Raw genomic sequence first — 16346 nt, 5'->3', positions numbered from 1 at the left:
CCCGGGATGGGACGCCGGAAGGAATCCCCTCATGAGCACAGCACCACAAGGCCGGGCCCCGTGGTTCGTGCGGCTGCACGACCGGCTGGCGGTCGCCGTCGACCGGAAGGTCGGCTGGCAGCGCCTGCCCAAGCCCCTCGGTCTGCTGACCCTCGTCGGCCTGCGGGACAACCTGCGCCGCAAGAACCTCTTCGACACCGCCTCCTACCCGTCGTGCGACCTGCCGGAGGTCGGCCCCCCGAACGTGCAGAATCTGACGGCGCGCACGGCCGACGGGACCTACAACGACCTGGCCGACCCCCGCATGGGCATGGCCCGTTCGCGTTTCGGCCGCAACGTGCCGCCGGACCGGGCCTTTCCCGAACCCGAGCCACGCCTGCTCTCCCCGAGCCCCCGCGAGGTGAGCCGGGCCCTGCTGACCCGGCACGCGTTCGTCCCGGCAGAATCCGTCAACGCCCTGGTCGCCGCCTGGCTCCAGTTCATGATCAGGGACTGGGTCAGTCACGGGCAGGGCACCATGGACCGCCCCTGGCGCATCGATCTGGCCGACGACGACCCATGGCCCGCGCCACCGATGCTCGTGCCGCGGACCATCCCGGATCCCACCCGCCCGGACGGGCACGACCGTCTGCCGCCGACCTTCCTCAACGACAACTCGCCCTGGTGGGACGCGTCCCAACTGTACGGGAACAACCTGGACGAGCAGCGGTCGCTGCGCACCGGCCAAGGCGGCAGGCTCCGGGTCCCCGACGGCCCGCTGTTCCCAAACGACCCGGACAAGGACCCGGCGGGCGTTCCCGGTTTCTGGGTGGGACTGGCCATGATGCACATGGTCTTCCTGCTCGAACACAACGCGATCTGCGACGCGTTGCACGACGCCTACCCGGCGTGGTCCGACGAGGAGCTCTTCCAACGGGCACGGCTGATCACCGCGGCGCTCATCGCCAAGATCCACACCGTGGAATGGACCCCCGCCGTCATCAGTCACCCGACGACCGTCACCGCCATGCACGCCAACTGGTACGGCCTGCTGGGCGAGCGCCTGCACAAGCTGCTCGGCCGTCTCAGCGGGAGCGAGGTGCTCAGCGGCATCGTGGGAGGGCGCACCGACCACTTCGGCGTCCCGTACTCGCTCACGGAGGAGTTCGTCGCCGTCTACCGTATGCACCCCCTCATCCCGGACGACTGGAGCTTCCGGTCGGCCGCCGACGACTCGCTCCTGCAGGAGGCCTGCTTCCGGGAACTGACGGGGTGGCACGCGTACGACATCCTCGGCAAGCACACCCTGAGCGACCTGCTCTATTCCTTCGGCACATCGCACCCGGGCCTGGTGACCCTGCACAACTACCCCCGGTTCCTCCAGGAGTTCCAACGGCCCGACGGCAAGCTCATGGACCTCGGAGCCGTCGACATCCTGCGTTCGCGTGAGGTAGGCGTGCCCCGCTACAACGAGTTCCGGCGCCAGCTCCATCTCCGCCCTGCCGAGGACTTCCACACCCTCACGGACAACCCCGTCTGGGCCGAGGAACTGCGCCGGGTCTACGACGGGGACATCGAGCGCGTCGACCTCTCGGTGGGCATGTTCGCCGAACCCCGCCCCAAGGGCTTCGCGTTCAGCGACACGGCGTTCCGTGTCTTCGTCCTGATGGCCTCCCGCCGCCTCAACAGCGACCGGTTCCTCACCAGGGACTACACCCCGCAGGTGTACACCCGGACCGGCCTGGACTGGATCGAGAACACCAGCATGACCAGCGTGTTGCTACGGCACTTCCCGGGGCTGCGGGCGTCCCTGCGCTCGGTGGACAACGCCTTCGCCCCGTGGGCCGCGGCGGGGGTCCCGCAGTGAGACAGGATGCCGATGACGGGACGCGCAGCCTGCCGGCCTCGCCGGGAGACGCACGCCCCGCCACCCTGTCGCGCGTGCACAGCTGCGTCCTGGCCGTAGCGGCCCTCGTCGTCTTCGGCGCAGGGCTCTGGATCCGCCACCGTGCCCCCGCCGTAGACGACGTGGGGCTGCAACTGGCCGGCGGCGCGCGTGCGGCGCACACCCTCGTCGGCGACCGGGCGGCCGACTACCGTACGGCAGTGACGGCCGACTTCGTCCTCACAGGGACGTACACCATCAGCACGGCGCTCGCGTTCTCGCTGAGCGGCCGCACCATAGCGGTGCGCATGAGACACCGCTGCCTGCTCGTGTACGGGATCGGCGCGGTCGTCGCGGCGTGTGTGTGCGCCGTGACCGAGAAACTGCTGCTCCTCCATGGACTGAGCGGCGCGGACTGGGCGTTCGCGTGGGCGGCGGGCTTCGCGACGGTCAAGTGGCTGCTGCTCGTCGTCACCGTGCCGGTCGCCGCGGTCCTGGTCGCGATCGTCCTCAAACGGGCCGCGTTCTACGGCTGTGCCCAGCGCAGGTACGCCAGGGAGCGCGCATGCCACCGGACATGCGTGTGCGGAAGCAAGCACAGGGGCGACACGACCGACTCGGGCCCCGAGGGGCCCGACGTCGTCGCGCCCTGGCCCGTGATGGCGTGGGGCCGGATGCGCTGGCCGGGTACGGCGCGCGGCGACCCTCCCCGTTCCAGGGCGGCACGCTGGGAGAACGGCAGCCGGGTGCCGCCCGGCCGGGAACAGGGCGGGCTCGGCTTCTGCGTCTCGGGCGGCGGCATCCGCTCGGCCTGCGTCACCCTGGGCGCGCTGCAGGCCCTCCGCCCCCAGCTGCGCAGGGCGCGCTACCTGGTGTCGGTCTCCGGAGGCGGCTACACCACCGGTGCCCTGCAACTGGCGCTGGCCGGGACGAGCCGGTGGCGTGGGGAGGACCCGTACAGGGCTGGTCCCGGCGACGTCTTCATGCCCGGCACGCCGGAGGAGGACCACACCCGCCGGCACTCGAAGTACGTCGCGGAAGGCACCGGCCAGTGGCTGGCCGCCATCGGGGCCGTACTGCGGGGCCTGCTGGCGTCCCTCGGGCTGCTCACCGTGACTCTGCTGGTCCTGGGGCTCGCCCTGAGCTGGGGCTACCACCTCGTTCCGCTGGCAGACCCGACCCGGCTCCCGGGCTTCCGGGGACCCGCGCTGTGGGCCGTTCTGGCCCTCCTGTGCGCCGCGGCCGTGTTCTGGTTCCTCTGGCTGGTGTCCTTGTTCCTCGCCAGACAGTTCCTGTCGGAGGTGTTGAAGCAGGTCTTCCGCACGTTCGTGGTGGCGGGCCTGCTGCTGGCCGTCGTGGTGGTCGTCCTCCCCGCCCTGGAGTGGGGGACGGCGCGTCTGTGGACGCTCCATGCCCCGGCGACCGCAGTGAGCGGCGGAGTCGTGGGGCTGCTCACCTATCTGACCGTGCTGGTCGGCACCTCATGGCGGCGCATCGAGTCCACCGAGCACGCCGTCGAGTCCGCCAGGCGTTCACGACTGGTGCGCGCCGTGCCTGTGCTCGGCAAATATCTACTGGTGTGGGCGGTTCTCCTTGTGGTGACAGCGGCCTCGCTGCTCGTTCTGGGCTGGGCGATCCACGTCGGGCGGACATGGCCTGCGGCCGTCCAGATCGGCCTTCCCGTCGTCCTCTGCGCGGTCGCGCTGAGCCTCGACCAGACGTGGACCAGTCTCCACCCCTTCTACCGCGCCCGGCTGGCCACCGCCTTCGCCGTCCGCCGCAAGACCGACCCGGACGGCGAACAGGTGGCGGTCCCCTACGACTTCGACGAGCCGACCCCGCTCGCCTGCTACGGCAGGCGGCACCCCGGCTTCCCCCAGGTCGTCTTCGCCGCGGCGGCCAACCTGTCCGGCGCCGACCGCACACCGCCGGGGCGGCACGCGGTGTCGTTCACCCTGTCGTACGACTACGTCGGCGGTCCGGACGTCGGCTACGCCCGGACGGACGTCCTGTGGAACCGCACCAGACCGGTCATCCGCAAGGACCTGACCGTCGAGTCAGCCGTCGCCGTCTCCGGTGCGGCCTTCGCCTCCGCCATGGGACGCCAGGCGCGCGCGTTCCAGACGCTGTTCGCGCTCTCCAACGCCCGGCTCGGCACCTGGCTCCCCAACCCCGGTGTGCTCGGAGCCCTCTGGGGCGAGCGTGCCGACTGGGGGCTGCCTCCGATGCCCGGCATCCGCCGCCTGCCGTACCTGCTGCGGGAAGTGTCCGGCCGCTACCCGTTGGACGACCGGATGCTGCTGGTCACGGACGGCGGGCACTACGAGAACCTCGGCCTGGTCGAACTGCTCCGGCACGGTGTCACCACCGCCGTGTGCGTGGACGCCAGCGGGGGCTCCGGGGCCTTCGCCCCCGCGCTGGGCGAGGCCATCGCCCTGGCCAAGGAGGAGCTCGGGGTCGAGATCAGGATCGCGCGCGAGGACTGGCAGAAGCTCGTTCCCGGCAGCGCGCCTCCCCTCACACCGCAGCCGGCCCCGCCGGCCCCGCCGAGCCCACTGGCCGCCCTCGACCTCCGGCTCTCGGCCGACACGGTGGCCGAGGGTGAGATCGTCTACCCGCGCGCACTGGTGGACGAACGCGGCCGAACGCTGGGGACGCGGGGACGGCTGATCGTCGCCCGGGCCACGCTGACCCCCGACATGCCCTACGCACTCCTCGCACACGCCCAGGCCCACCGGGCATTTCCCCACGACGGCACCAGCGACCAGTGGTTCGACAGCCAGCGCTTCGACGCCTACCAGGCACTCGGCCACTGGATCGGCGAACGGGTCGCGAAACTGCTCCCGGTGGAGAGCGGCGCACCCCGGCATCCGGTCCGGGGTCCCGGAAGCCCGGGCGCCGCGCAGCAGACCCCGGTGCATGACGGGAGGGCGGGCGGAACAGTGCCCTGATGCATACTGTGATCCCCCGCGGCGCTCCCCTCCGGAACCGGCAGGCTCCCCAGGGGCGGATCGTGAGAAGGTGCGGTACGGCCCAGCAGAGGGGGGAGAATGGGACTGACCTACGGCTACGACATCTACCTGCGTCCCCGGAACGTCGCCAGGGCGCTGGCCCGTCTGGCCGATGGCGACGTCGGCGATGAGCCGCGTGTTCGCGCGGTCGGCCCGCGTCAGGGAGGTGTTCACCTCCCTCACCGCCGCCGGCGGCGGAGTGTGCTGCCTGTTCGACACCGGCGACGGAGGCCCCGAGCAAGTGTGCTGGCTCAACGGTGAGACGAGCCAGGAGATGGTTCCCGGTCCCCGCTTTCCGGATCTGCGCGCCCTTGCGGCGACTTGGCCCTGAGAGCGGTGACCGCGATTCCCGGGTCAGCGCACCCGTCCTCGGGGCTTGAGCGGCACGTCCGGCAGTTCGGGCGCGCGCAGCGGAGCTCCGTCGTAGCCCTTCACCTCGCCGAAACGGACCCCCTTCATCCAGTCCTCGCGCGCCTGTGCGATCTCCTCGTGAGACCGGCAGACGAAGTTCCACCACATGACCAGCTCCTCGGCGAACGGCTCGCCGCCGAGCAGCATGATGCCGGCGTCCGACTCGGCGCGCAGCGGGAGTTCGAAGCGGCCGCAGCCGAGGTAGAGCAGGGAGCCGGGGAGGACCGGCACGCCGTCCACGTGCACCTCGCCGGACATGGCCAGCACGCCGTACTCGAAGTCGGGCTCCAGCGGGAGGCGGGCCTCGGCGCCCCGGCGCAGGGCGAGGTCGGCGCCGATGATCGGGGTGTACGCCGTACCGGGGGAGCGGGCGCCGTCCAGGTCGCCGAGGATCACTGTGGCGGTCAGACCGGGCGCGGTCACCGCGGGCAGCTCGGGATGGTACTCGAACGTCGGGTCGGTGTGCCGGTGTTCGCCGGGCAGGGCGACCCACAGCTGGGCGCCGTGCAGGAAGCGTGCGTGCGGGCGGGGGCTCTCCTCGGAGTGGCTGATCGCGCGGCCCGAGGTCATCAGGCCCAGCTGCCGGGGCCCGATCGTCTGCAGGCTGCCGGTCGAGTCCCGGTGCAGCACCTCGCCCTCGTGCAGCCAGCTGACCGTCTGCAGCCCGATGTGCGGATGCGGCGGGACCTGCATGCCGGGCTCGTCGGCGATGTCGTCCGGGCCGTAGTGGTCGACGAAGGCCCACGCGCCGATCATGCGCCGGCCCAGGTTCGGCAGCAGCCGGCGCACCTCGGCCGACTCGCCCAGCCTCACCCGACGGGGACTCAGCAGTTCGCGCACGGGCTCGGCGACGACGAATCCGCGGCCACCGCAGACACTGGGCACGGGCGCGCGGTCAAGGTTGCTCATGCCGCCCAACCTAGCGCCCCGCGGTCCGTTGCGGAGGAGCCGTGCGGGTGGGCTCAGGGTTGTCGCGCGCTCGGGGACGGCTGGGTGGTGGACGGGTTCACCGGCCTCGGGACGGGGGCCGGCGTGCCGGTCGGTGGATGCGGGGAGCGGGCCGGCTCGGCCGGGCGGGCCGGCTCACGGCGCACCGAGAGGAACACCAGCGCGGCCACGGCGGCCAGGACCAGCACGCCCGCCACCGCCCGGCGCACCAGCACCCGCCGGGACCGCACCGGCCCGGTCGGCGGGCGCAGGGGCCGCAGGTCGGCCGGACCGACGGAGTGCGCCCGCGCGGCCAGTGCGGCCCGCAGCCGCTCCTCCACCGGCGTCGCCGTGGTCCCCGTACCGGACTCGTTCATCGCAGCCCCTCCAGACGCCGGCCCAGGGCGTCCAGCGCCCTGCTGGCCGTGGACTTGACGGCACCGCGCGACAGACCGAGCGTCGTCGCGATCTCGGCCTCGGTCAGATGCGACCAGTAACGCAGCACCAGTACCTCGCGCTGCCGCCGGGTGAGCGTGCCCAGCGCCGCCAGCACCTCCCGGTGGTCCTCGTGCAGCAGCACGTCCTCCTCGGGGGCGGGCGCGTGTCCCTCGGGGGCGGGGGTGTGCGCCCGTGCGGTCCTGCGCCGGCGCAGCACCGAGCGGGCCGCGTTGACGACACTGGTCCGCAGATACGCCTCCGGGTCGTCCAGCCGCGCGAGCCGGTGGCCGTGCCGCCGGAACAGTGCGGTGAACGCGTCCTGTACGACGTCCTCGGCCGTGGGCAGGTCGTCCACCAGCAGAACCGCCAGGCGCACCAGGGACAGCCGGCGGTGGTGGTACAGCTCCTCGATGCCCGGGGGCCGCCCGGCGTCCACGGCGGTCCGGGTGCCGGTACGGGGCTCGGTGCCGGGCGCGGCCGGTGTCGTACCCGTGCGGGTGCGGGCGAGGACGCGGGCCCGCAGCGCTCCTGTGAAGCGCCGCCAGGACGCGGCGGGCTTCCGGGTGCCGGGCCGCTCCCAGGGCACGGCCGTCGCCGGTGGTGTCGCTGTCGTCATGAATCTCCCCGAGCCGGCGGCGGGGGAGCCGCCGCGCGACGGCTCCCCCGCACCGGCCCTGCCTCAGTGCTGCTGCGGAACCGGCGCCGGAGTGGCGTGACGGTGGTGCGGTACGGGCGCCGGACGCGCGTGGTCCGGAGCGGGTGCCGGGTGCCGGGGCGCGGGAGCGGCGGTGGACGGCACCGGGCTCGGGGCGGCCGGACCAGGGGTGGCGGGGGCCGGGGCAGGGCTCGTCGTACGTACGGGGGACGGGACGGGGGACGGGGTTTCCGTGCGGACCGGCGACGGCACCGGGGACGGGGTCGCCTGGTCACGCGCCGGGGCCGGGGCCGGGGCGGTGGCACTCTCGGGGTGGGCGGCGCGGCTGCCGGCCGTGGCCGGGCTGTCGTCCTGGGCCGCCTGGGCGGTCAGGGCGCCGGCGACGGCCAGGGCCGCGCCTACGGCGGAGACCCCCAGGGCGGCGCGCAGCCGGTGGGTGCGGTTCGGGTGCGGGGCACGGTGTGCGGACATGTCTTCCTTCGGTCGCTCAGGGTCGGACAACGGACGGGGTGGAGGCCTCCACCCCGACAGACGTCCGACCCCGGGCGAGGTTGCGGGTGACGTCCGGGGAATTTTTCCGCCACCCGTTTCCGCCCCCGGTGCCACCACCCGCTTTCCGCACCCCGTTTCCCCGCCCCTCGCGAGCGAGGGCCCGCCCCGCCCGAGGTGTCTCAGCCCAGCCGCTTCAGCAGTTCCTCGGCGACCGGGGCCGAGGAGGCCGGGTTCTGGCCGGTGATCAGGTTGCGGTCCACCACGACGTGCGGCGCCCACGGCTCAGCCGCCCGCACCTCGACACCCGCCTCGGTCAGCCGGTCCTGGAGCAGCCACTTGGCCTGTCCGGCGAGGCCGCCCTGGGTCTCCTCCTCGTTGGTGAAGGCCGCCGCGCGGTAGCCGGCGAAGGCGTTGCCGCCGTCGGAACGGACCGCGGCGAGCAGGGCGGCCGGACCGTGGCACACCACGGCCAGCGGCTTGCCCGAGTCCAGGGCCGCCACCAGCAGCCGGCCCGACTCGGCGTCCACGGCCAGGTCCTCCATGGGGCCGTGCCCGCCCGGGTAGAACACGGCGGCGAAGTCGGCGAGGTCCACCTCCGCGAGCTTCACCGGCGTGCGCAGCTCGGTCATCTCCTCCAGCCCGCGGGCGATCTCGTCGGCCTTCTCCTGGCCGCCGTTGACCTCGGCGGCCAGGCTCGCCCGGTCGACCGGCGGCACCGCACCGCCCGGCGTGGCGACGACGACCTCATGACCGGCGGCCTTGACGGCGCGGTAGGGGACCACGGCCTCCTCGGCCCAGAAGCCGGTCGGGTGCGCGGTGCCGTCGGCGAGCGTCCAGTGATCGGCGCCGGTCATCACGAACAGGATCTTCGACATGGGGTTCTCTCTCCAGAAGGCTTGCGTCCACAGGCGGCTCGGGGCCGCGGATGCGGCGGCTCGGGCCTGTGACAAAGAACGTAGGCGAGACGAACCATAGGCATCCAATGAAGCACCGAATGGCTGACATTGGATTTCCTATGGCGCCCGGGGAATACTCGGCGCCCATACTCGGACCCGTGGAGACCGCTTCCCTCGCTTCCCTCGACCTGAACCTGCTGCGCACCTTCCTCGCGGTGTACCGCTCCGGTTCCTTCACCGGCGCCGCCCGGCTGCTCGGACTGTCACAGCCCACGGTGACGACGCAGATGCGCGCGCTGGAACGGCAGACCGGCCGGGAGCTGTTCGAACGGCTGCCGCGCGGGGTCACGCCGACCCCGGTGGCGGACGAGCTGGCGGCCCGGATCGCCGCGCCCCTGGACGAGCTGGCCGCCGTCGCCGGCCCCACCCCGCCGGCCGGGACCCGGGCCGAGCCCGTCCATCTGGCCGGCCCGGCGGAACTCCTGTGCACCAGAGTCCTGCCGGCCCTCGCGCCGCTGATCGCCGAGGGCGTACGGCTGCGGGTGGCGACCGGGCTGACCGATCCGCTGCTGGACGAACTGCGCGCCGGCCGCCACGACCTGGTGATCGCCACCACCCGCCCGCGCGGCCGTACGTTGCACGCCGTCCCGCTCACCGACGAGGAGTTCGTGCTGGTCGCGGCCCCGACCTGGGCCGAGCGGCTGACGGGGCGCGGACCCGCGCGGGACGCCGAGGGCGAGGGCGCCGGCGGGCGGGAGGCCGAGGGGGACGGGGCCGGCGGGCGGGATGCCGTGGGCGAGGGGTTCGGCGGGCGGGATGCCGTGGGTGAGGGGTTCGGCGGGCGGGATGCCGAGGGGAGGGGGGTGGTCGTGCGGGGCGCGGACGCCGGTGGGGCCGTCGGATCGGAGGGCGAGGGCCGGTTCCCTGGTCAGGGGCCCGCCGGGCAGGGCTCCGAGCGGCAAGGGGGTGCCGGGCGGGATGCCGGCGGGCGGGAGGCCGAGGGCGCGGGGGCCGGCGCGCGGGATGCCGAGGGCGAGGGCGCCGCCCGGCGGGATGCCGTGGGTGAGGGGGCCGCCCGGCGAGATGCTGTGGGTGAGGGGGCCGGCGGGCGGAGAGCCGAAGGCCGAGTGCCCACCCTGCCGGGCTCCTTCGACCCCGCCGTCCTGCACGAGGTTCCGCTCATCACCTATGCCGAGGACCTGCCGATCGCCCGCCGTTACTGGCGGCACGTCTTCGGCCGGCGTCTGTCGCGTACCGCCGCCGTGACCGTCCCCGACCTTCGCGGGGTGCTCGCGGCCGTGGCCGCCGGCGCCGGGTTCAGCGTGCTGCCCCGCTATCTGTGCCAGGATCTCCTGGCATCCGGCGCGCTCGTCGCGCTGCTGGAACCGGAGGACCCGCCGATCAACACCGGCTTCCTCGTCCAGCGCCCCGGCGCCTCCGACAACCCCGACGTGGCCCGCGTCCGCGCCCTCCTGCTGCGCGCGGCGCGCAGTTGGTAGGCCGGTGGGCAGGGTCGTTCAGGACGACGACGAGGACGAGGTGTCTCCCTGCCCGGCCGTCCACTCCGGGGCCAGGACCGCCCAGATCTCCTCGTCGTGCCGCTCGCCCCGGTACAGGTGACTCTCCCGCAGCACGGCCTCCCTGCGCATGCCGAGCCGGCGGGCGACCGCGATGCTGGGCGCGTTGCCGGCCGACACCCACCACTCGACGCGGTGGATGCCCCGCTCCCGGATCGCCCAGTCGATGAGCAGGCGTGCCGCCCGGGTCACCAGACCGCGCCCCACCGCGGCCGGTTCCAGCCAGCAGCCGGCCTCCGCCGTACCCTGCGGCACGTCCATCCGGCGCAGGACGACCGCCCCCACCAGCGTTCCGTCGAGGCGGATGGCCCGGATGAGCCCCGCGTCGGCCGCCTCCTTGTCGGCGTACGCCTCCAGGAACGCCCGGCCGGAGGCGAGATCCGTGACCACGTCCGGCAGTCCGTTGAACCGCCCGATGAACTCCCGGCCCCGGTCCACATGGGCGAGGAACTCCTCCGCCTGCCAGGGCTGGAGAGGACACAGCTCGGCGCCGTCGGCACCGAGAGAAGCCGCGAACATGGTCACCTTCGGCTGAGAGGGTGGGACATCTGGTACGCCAGCCTACGGTCCGCGCCCTCCCCGACGGCGGTCAGGGCTTCGTCCAGCTCCATGAACCACTGCCAGGCCGGCCGTCCGTCGGCCTCGGCCAGCCGCGCCACCACCAGGTCCTCCAGCTCCGGGACGCGCTTGTTCTTCCAGACCTTGTCGGCCAGGCTCACCAGCAGGTCCTCCACGCCGGTCCCGGGAGCCGTCCAGGACGCGTGGGTGCCGGCGAACCGGGCGAGGCCGGCCGGCACACCGTGCTCCAGCAGCAACTCCCGCCCCGCCGCCTCGTGCAAGGCGCCGGGACCGGACAGCTCGGCCGGGTGCAGGGCCTTGCCGATGTCGTGGGTGGCGGCACCGAACAGCACCGCCTCCGCGTCCGACTCCAGCCGCGGGCAGCGCAGTCGCACCCACGCCACGAGCTGTGCCGCGACATCGTGCACCGCGCGCAGGTGGGCCACCAGCCGTGGCGGCGCGTCGACTTGCTCCAGCAGCAGCGCGACCCGCTCGGGAAGGGGGCGCAGGGGCGGATCATCGAGGTCGTCCGTCGCGATCGACGGTATGTCGCCGGCTGTCACCGCGCCAGAGTAACGGTGCCGCGCGTCCACGGTCCGTTCGCCGCTGACATCGTTGTCTCCGCTTCCTGTCTGGCGGTGCCGGGTTGCGGGGCCGACGATGGTGGTGTGGGTACGGCCGCCGCCGCAGCGCCGGTGCCGTCCGAGGCCGCCGGGGGACGGAGGCCGGCCCCGGCCGCGGTCAGCGGCCGGAAGGGAGGACACCGTCATGCTGGAAGTGAAGACGGTCGAGAAGCCGGACGAACGGCGCGACTTCCCCCGCGGCCACCTCGAAGCGCTCCACCTGACCGGGCTCGACTTCGCGGTGGGCACGTTCGAACCCGGGTGGCGCTGGTCGGAGTGCGTGGCGCCGATCGCGGGCACCGAGAGCTGCATGGTCCACCACAACGGGTACGTGGCGCAGGGTCGGCTGCACATCCGCATGGACGACGGCGGTGAGAGCGAGGTCGGCCCCGGCGACGTCTTCGTCTGCCCACCCGGCCACGACGCCTGGGTGGTCGGCGACGAGCAGGTCGTGGTGTACGACTTCGCCGGGACCATGGCGAACGAGTACGCGAAGGGTTAGCCGAGCACCGAGTCCATCAGCCGTTTCCCCGCCCGCCGGGCCGCCCTGGGTGCGGTCCGGCGGAGTCGGTCTACGCGTCGAAGACCCGCGCCCCCTGCTCCGCGAAGGCGATCGTGTCCGTGTGGCCGAACAGGCCCGGCAGGCCGCCGGTGTGGAGGAAGACCGTCCGCTCGCCCGGGCGGACGGTGCCGTCGCGGACCGCGGCGTGCAGGCCGGCCAGGGCGCGGCCGGTGTAGATCGGGTCGAGGACCAGGCCCTCGGTGCGGGCGGCGAGGCGGAGGGCTTCGCGTACCGGGGCGGTGAGCGCCGCGTAGCCGGCGCCCACCTGGTCCCGGCGGATCCGCAGTGTGCCCGGCGTGATCTCCTCCGCCGTGAGCGGTGCGGCGAACTCCGCGACCGCCGCGGCCGGGTCGGCCAGCGCGCCCACGTCGACGCCGAGTACCGACCCGCTGCCCAGGGCCGCGACCAGCCCGGCCATCGTGCCGCCCGAGCCGAGGGCCACGACCGCCGTACGCAGGTCCGGCAGTTGCTCGCACAGCTCCGTGCCGCAGCGTACGTACCCTCTGGCTCCCAGCGTGCTGGAGCCGCCGAACGGGATCAGCGCCGGGCGGGCGCCGTCGGCCCGCAGGCTTGCGCAGACCTCGGCCGCCGCCGTGTCCAGCCCGGCCTGGTCCACCTCGCCGGCCCAGGCGAGCCGCGCCCCGAACAGGCCGTCCAGGGCGAGGTTCCCGGAGCGGGAGGCGCCCGGGGTCCCGCGCAGGACAAGGACGACGTCCAGCCCGAGCCGGGCGCCCGCGGCGGCGGTCAGGCGGGCGTGGTTGCTCTGCGGGGCACCGGTCGTCACGAGCGTGTCGGCGCCTTCGGCGAGGGCCGCGCCCACCGTCCACTCCAGCTTGCGGATCTTGTTGCCGCCGCCGCCCAGGCCGGTCAGGTCGTCCCGCTTCACCCACAGGTCCTCCGGCCCGAGCCCGAGCGCGGCGGCGAGCCGGGGCGCCGGTTCCAGAGGGGTGGGGAAGGTGCCCAGCGGCACGGGCGGGTGGGTCATGGGACGTCCTTGAGTCGGTGTCGGCGTTGAGGCCAGTCGATCACGGCCGGGCACCCGGCGTCATACCGACGGCAAGGCCCGTGATCAGCGCACGGAACAGGTCAGCCGCTCATCGCCACGTGCCCCGCCTCACACCGGCAGCAGGCCCGCGATCAGCGCGCTGAGCTGGGCGGCCGTGCGGCACTCGTGCATCTCCACCAGCTCGGCGTACGCGGGCGCGGCCGAGTCACCGGTGCCCCAGCGGTCGCGTGGCTCGGGGTTGAGCCAGTAGACGCGCCGGGCCCGCCGGGCCAGCTCCCGTACGGCGGGGAGGTTCGGGTCGCTCATGTTCGTGCGGGCGTCACCGAGGACGAACACCGTCGTACGCGGCCCCACCGCACCGCCGTACCGCTCGGCGAACTCGCCCAGCGCCACGCCGTAGTCACTGCTGCCGTGCCAGCCGGTGAGCGTGGCCTCGGCGCGGATGCGGGCGCTGAGCCCGTCCGGGTCGGCGCGGCCGTGGTCGAGCAGGCCGGTCACCTCGTCGAGCCGGTTGACGAACGCGAACACGCGCACCTTGCTGAACTGGTCGTGCAGGGCCTGCACGAGGAGCATGGTGAAGTCCGAGAAGCCGGACACCGAGCCGGACACGTCGCAGAGCAGCACCAGTTCGGGCCGGACCGGGCGGCGCCGCCGCAGCACCGGCCGCATCGGCACGCCGCCCGTGGACAGCGAGGAGCGAAGGGTGCGGCGCAGGTCGATCGTGCCGCGCGCGGCCCGGCGGCGGCGCGCGGCGAGCCGGGTGGCCAGCTTGCGCGCCAACGGCTGGACCGCCCGGCGCAGTTCGGTCAGCTGGTCGCGGTTGGCGATCAGGAAGTCGACCCGGTCGGCGGTCGGCCGTACACCCCGCCGCGCGATCTCGTCCCGTCCGCGCCGCTCGGCCACCCGGCGCCGGGCCTCCGCCCCCACCAGCCGCCGGAACAGCTCGATGCGGCGCCGGATCTCGTCGTCCAGCAACCGGTCCGCGAACCCGGCGCCGCTGTCGCCGTTCCGGCCCCGGACGTCGGCCCGCACCCGGGCCAGCAGGGTCTGGGGTCGCAGCCGGTCCAAGGTCTGGTACGCCGACCAGCCGTCCGAGCCCGGTGAACTCCCGTACCCGCCCAGGCCGTCGACCGCCTCCGCCGCCAACTGGGCCATCATCGCCCGGTCGTCGGCGGCCAGCGCCTCGGCGAGCCGGTCGCGCAGGGTCTCCCGGTCCCGGGGAGCGTCCTCGGGACCGCCGACTCCACGTGGGAAGTAGAGGTCGAAGACCGAGTCGAACAGGGCCCGTTGGCCCGGTCCGTGCAGCAGCGTCGCCGCCAGCCCCTCACGCAGGCGCTCCCGGTCCGCGAGGCCCAGCGCCTCCACCGCCCGCGCCGCGTCCACGGTCTCCCCGGTGCCGATCCGCACCCCGTGCGCGCGCAGCGCCGCGGCCAGGCCGGTGATCCGGTCGGCGACGGCGGTCACAGCGCGTCCAGGTCGAGCTTGGCCGCCGCCTTCTGAATGTCGTCCTGATGCTTGAGGATCACCCCGAGGGTGTCCCGTACGACGGTCTCGTCCAGCGTGCCGGCACCCAGGGCGAGCAGGGTGCGGGCCCAGTCGATGGTCTCGGCGACGGACGGCACCTTGCGCAGGTCCATCGCGCGCAGCGCCCCGACCACCCGGACCACCGACTCGGTCAGCGCCGCGCCGAGGCCCGGCACCTTCAGCCGTACGATCCGCCGCTCCAGCTCCTCCTCCGGGAAGCCGATGTGCAGGAACAGGCAGCGCCGGCGCAGCGCCTCGGACAGCTCCCGGCCGGCGTTGGAGGTGAGGACGACGAACGGGCGGCGGGTCGCGGTGACCGTGCCCAGCTCCGGGACCGTGACCTGGAAGTCGCTGAGCACCTCCAGCAGCAGCCCCTCCATCTCGACGTCGGCCTTGTCGGTCTCGTCGATGAGCAGCACGGTCGGCTCGTCGCCGCGGATGGCGGTCAGCAGCGGGCGGGGGAGCAGGAACTCCTCGGTGAAGATGTCGGTGCGGGTCTCGTCCCAGCTCTCGCCGCGGCCCGCGCTGATGCGCAGCAGTTGCTTGGCGTGGTTCCACTCGTACAGGGCCCGGGACTCGTCCACGCCCTCGTAGCACTGGAGCCGGACCAGCCGGGCCCCGGCCACCTGGGCGACGGCCTTGGCCAGCTCGGTCTTGCCGACCCCGGCGGGGCCCTCCACCAGCAGCGGCTTGCCCAGCCGGGCGGCGAGGAACACGGTCGTGGCGACGGCGGGCGAGGCGAGATAGCCGGTCTCGGCGAGGCGGGCGGAGACGTCGTCGACGGACGTGAACAACAGGGCCTCCGGCGGGGTCGGGGACAGGGTCCGGGAGGAGCAGGTCCGGTCTCCTATCTAAGCGCTTGTTCAGCTCCGGCGCCACGGCATACACCGATCGGTCTCCATCGCCCGGCGTCGCGGTAACCTCGCGGTATGACCAGCACAGAGAAGGCGTCGCCCCGCGACCGGCTGCTCGACGCCGCCGCACGGCTCTCCTACCGCGCCGGTGTGTCCATCGGCATCGAGGCGCTGTGCCGGGAGGCGGGCGTCTCCAAGCGGTCGATGTACCAGCTCTTCGACAGCAAGGACGAGATGCTGGCCGCCAGCCTGGAGCGGCGGATGCCCGGGTACCAGGCCCGGCTGACCCACCCCGACCCGTCGGCCGCGACCCCGCGCGAGAGCATCCTGTACGTCTTCGAACAGCTGGAGAAGGGCTCCGTGGACCCCGAGTACCACGGCTGCCCCTACCTGGCCGCGCTGGTCGAGCTGAAGGATCCCGGGCATCCGGCGAGCGCCGTCGCCCGCGAGGCCAAGGACACCCTGCTGAGCGCCTTCCGTGCGGAAGCCGAACGGGGCGGCGCGCGGGACCCCCAGCTGCTCGCCCGTCAGCTCCTGCTCCTCTTCGACGGCGCCAGCGCGCGCGCCGGCGCCCGCGTGGAACACCTGGACGACGGACTCGCCACGACGACGGCGACGGCCCTGCTGGACGCGGCGGGAGTCCACTAGCCCCCCGGTATCGGTCGGCGGCGCACGTGCGGCCTGCTCCTAGCCGACAGGCCACGCGCCCTGTGTACGGGTTGCCGGCACGTCCCCGCCGGTCCGGGTCGGCAGGGCATACGCCGGCTGGTCCGGGCCGTCAGGGGCAGTGGCCCCGGTGTGGGTCGGCTTGGGCATGTGGCGCCTGCTTCGGGCCGGCAGGCCAGGCGCCCTGTGTACGGGTTGCCGGCACGCGCCTCCGGTCCGGGCCGTCACGGGCGCGTGGCCCCGGCACGCGGGCGGCAGGGCACCTGCTGCCGGTTCGGGCCG

General features: G+C 73.8%; 14 protein-coding genes and 2 pseudogenes. 6 read left to right on the top strand and 10 right to left on the bottom strand.

Annotated features, from left to right (window positions below):
* The first annotated feature begins 31 nt into the window (after positions 1-31).
* Both AB0L21_RS14800 and AB0L21_RS14795 read left to right on the top strand, forming a co-directional pair.
* Entirely contained in the window at positions 32-1846 is a 1815-nt protein-coding gene (locus tag AB0L21_RS14800; protein ID WP_365707203.1) for a peroxidase family protein, read from the top strand.
* Positions 1847-1920: 74 nt separating this feature from the next.
* Positions 1921-4815 (top strand): hypothetical protein, encoded by a 2895-nt coding sequence (locus tag AB0L21_RS14795; RefSeq protein WP_365784277.1) that lies wholly within the window; start codon positions 1921-1923, stop codon positions 4813-4815.
* A gap of 414 nt (positions 4816-5229) precedes the next feature.
* Here AB0L21_RS14795 and AB0L21_RS14790 read toward each other — a convergent pair whose 3' ends face one another.
* The 5 genes from AB0L21_RS14790 to AB0L21_RS14770 form a co-directional block, all read right to left on the bottom strand.
* A complete protein-coding gene (locus tag AB0L21_RS14790) occupies positions 5230-6195 on the bottom strand; it encodes a pirin family protein (RefSeq protein ID WP_365784275.1) in 966 nt (321 codons plus the stop codon).
* 53 nt (positions 6196-6248) lie between these two features.
* Positions 6249-6590, bottom strand: coding sequence for a hypothetical protein (locus tag AB0L21_RS14785; protein ID WP_365784273.1), 342 nt, complete (start codon positions 6588-6590; stop codon positions 6249-6251).
* Positions 6587-7267, bottom strand: coding sequence for a sigma-70 family RNA polymerase sigma factor (locus AB0L21_RS14780; RefSeq protein ID WP_365707193.1), 681 nt, complete (start codon positions 7265-7267; stop codon positions 6587-6589). Before AB0L21_RS14780 ends, AB0L21_RS14785 begins: the two co-directional genes overlap by 4 nt.
* A 63-nt stretch (positions 7268-7330) precedes the next feature.
* On the bottom strand, positions 7331-7777 hold the full coding sequence (locus tag AB0L21_RS14775) for a hypothetical protein (protein ID WP_365784271.1): 447 nt from the start codon (positions 7775-7777) through the stop codon (positions 7331-7333).
* A 200-nt stretch (positions 7778-7977) separates the two neighbouring features.
* Entirely contained in the window at positions 7978-8673 is a 696-nt protein-coding gene (locus tag AB0L21_RS14770; protein ID WP_365784269.1) for a type 1 glutamine amidotransferase domain-containing protein, read from the bottom strand.
* A gap of 167 nt (positions 8674-8840) precedes the next feature.
* On the opposite strand from AB0L21_RS14770, the pseudogene AB0L21_RS14765 reads away from it, so the two are divergent.
* A pseudogene (locus tag AB0L21_RS14765) lies at positions 8841-9398 on the top strand (LysR family transcriptional regulator); the annotation flags it as partial.
* A 459-nt stretch (positions 9399-9857) separates the two neighbouring features.
* Positions 9858-10193 (top strand): annotated as a pseudogene (locus tag AB0L21_RS14760) (LysR substrate-binding domain-containing protein); the annotation flags it as partial.
* 18 nt (positions 10194-10211) lie between these two features.
* Here the strand turns inward: AB0L21_RS14760 and AB0L21_RS14755 are convergent.
* Together AB0L21_RS14755 and AB0L21_RS14750 are read right to left on the bottom strand one after the other, a co-directional pair.
* Positions 10212-10790: a GNAT family protein gene (locus AB0L21_RS14755; protein WP_365707185.1), complete on the bottom strand. Its 579-nt coding sequence runs from the start codon at positions 10788-10790 to the stop codon at positions 10212-10214.
* A 2-nt stretch (positions 10791-10792) separates the two neighbouring features.
* Positions 10793-11392 carry an HD domain-containing protein gene (locus tag AB0L21_RS14750; protein ID WP_365784267.1) on the bottom strand — a complete coding sequence of 200 codons (600 nt, stop codon included), beginning with the start codon at positions 11390-11392 and terminating at the stop codon, positions 10793-10795.
* Between the two features lie 205 nt (positions 11393-11597).
* Between AB0L21_RS14750 and AB0L21_RS14745 the strand changes: the two genes are divergently transcribed.
* Positions 11598-11954, top strand: coding sequence for a cupin domain-containing protein (locus AB0L21_RS14745; RefSeq protein WP_365707181.1), 357 nt, complete (start codon positions 11598-11600; stop codon positions 11952-11954).
* A 70-nt stretch (positions 11955-12024) separates the two neighbouring features.
* On the opposite strand, the gene AB0L21_RS14740 is transcribed toward AB0L21_RS14745, so the two are convergent.
* From AB0L21_RS14740 to AB0L21_RS14730, 3 genes are all read right to left on the bottom strand, one after another.
* Positions 12025-12999 carry a D-cysteine desulfhydrase family protein gene (locus AB0L21_RS14740; RefSeq protein WP_365784265.1) on the bottom strand — a complete coding sequence of 325 codons (975 nt, stop codon included), beginning with the start codon at positions 12997-12999 and terminating at the stop codon, positions 12025-12027.
* A gap of 129 nt (positions 13000-13128) precedes the next feature.
* Positions 13129-14484 carry a VWA domain-containing protein gene (locus AB0L21_RS14735; protein ID WP_365784263.1) on the bottom strand — a complete coding sequence of 452 codons (1356 nt, stop codon included), beginning with the start codon at positions 14482-14484 and terminating at the stop codon, positions 13129-13131.
* Positions 14481-15338 carry a MoxR family ATPase gene (locus AB0L21_RS14730; RefSeq protein ID WP_365707175.1) on the bottom strand — a complete coding sequence of 286 codons (858 nt, stop codon included), beginning with the start codon at positions 15336-15338 and terminating at the stop codon, positions 14481-14483. The genes AB0L21_RS14735 and AB0L21_RS14730 overlap by 4 nt, the downstream gene beginning before the upstream one ends.
* Positions 15339-15473: 135 nt before the next feature.
* On the opposite strand from AB0L21_RS14730, the gene AB0L21_RS14725 reads away from it, so the two are divergent.
* The gene (locus tag AB0L21_RS14725) at positions 15474-16046 is read left to right on the top strand and encodes a TetR/AcrR family transcriptional regulator (RefSeq protein ID WP_365784261.1); all 573 of its coding nucleotides are present in this window, start codon (positions 15474-15476) and stop codon (positions 16044-16046) included.
* Positions 16047-16346: the final 300 nt, after the last annotated feature.

The sequence above is a fragment of the Streptomyces sp. NPDC052721 genome, assembly GCF_040678315.1.
In the GTDB taxonomy this organism is placed as follows: Bacteria; Actinomycetota; Actinomycetes; order Streptomycetales; family Streptomycetaceae; genus Streptomyces.
The sequence above is the reverse complement of the archived record's forward strand: the minus strand, read 5'-3'. Positions and strand labels throughout refer to the sequence as shown.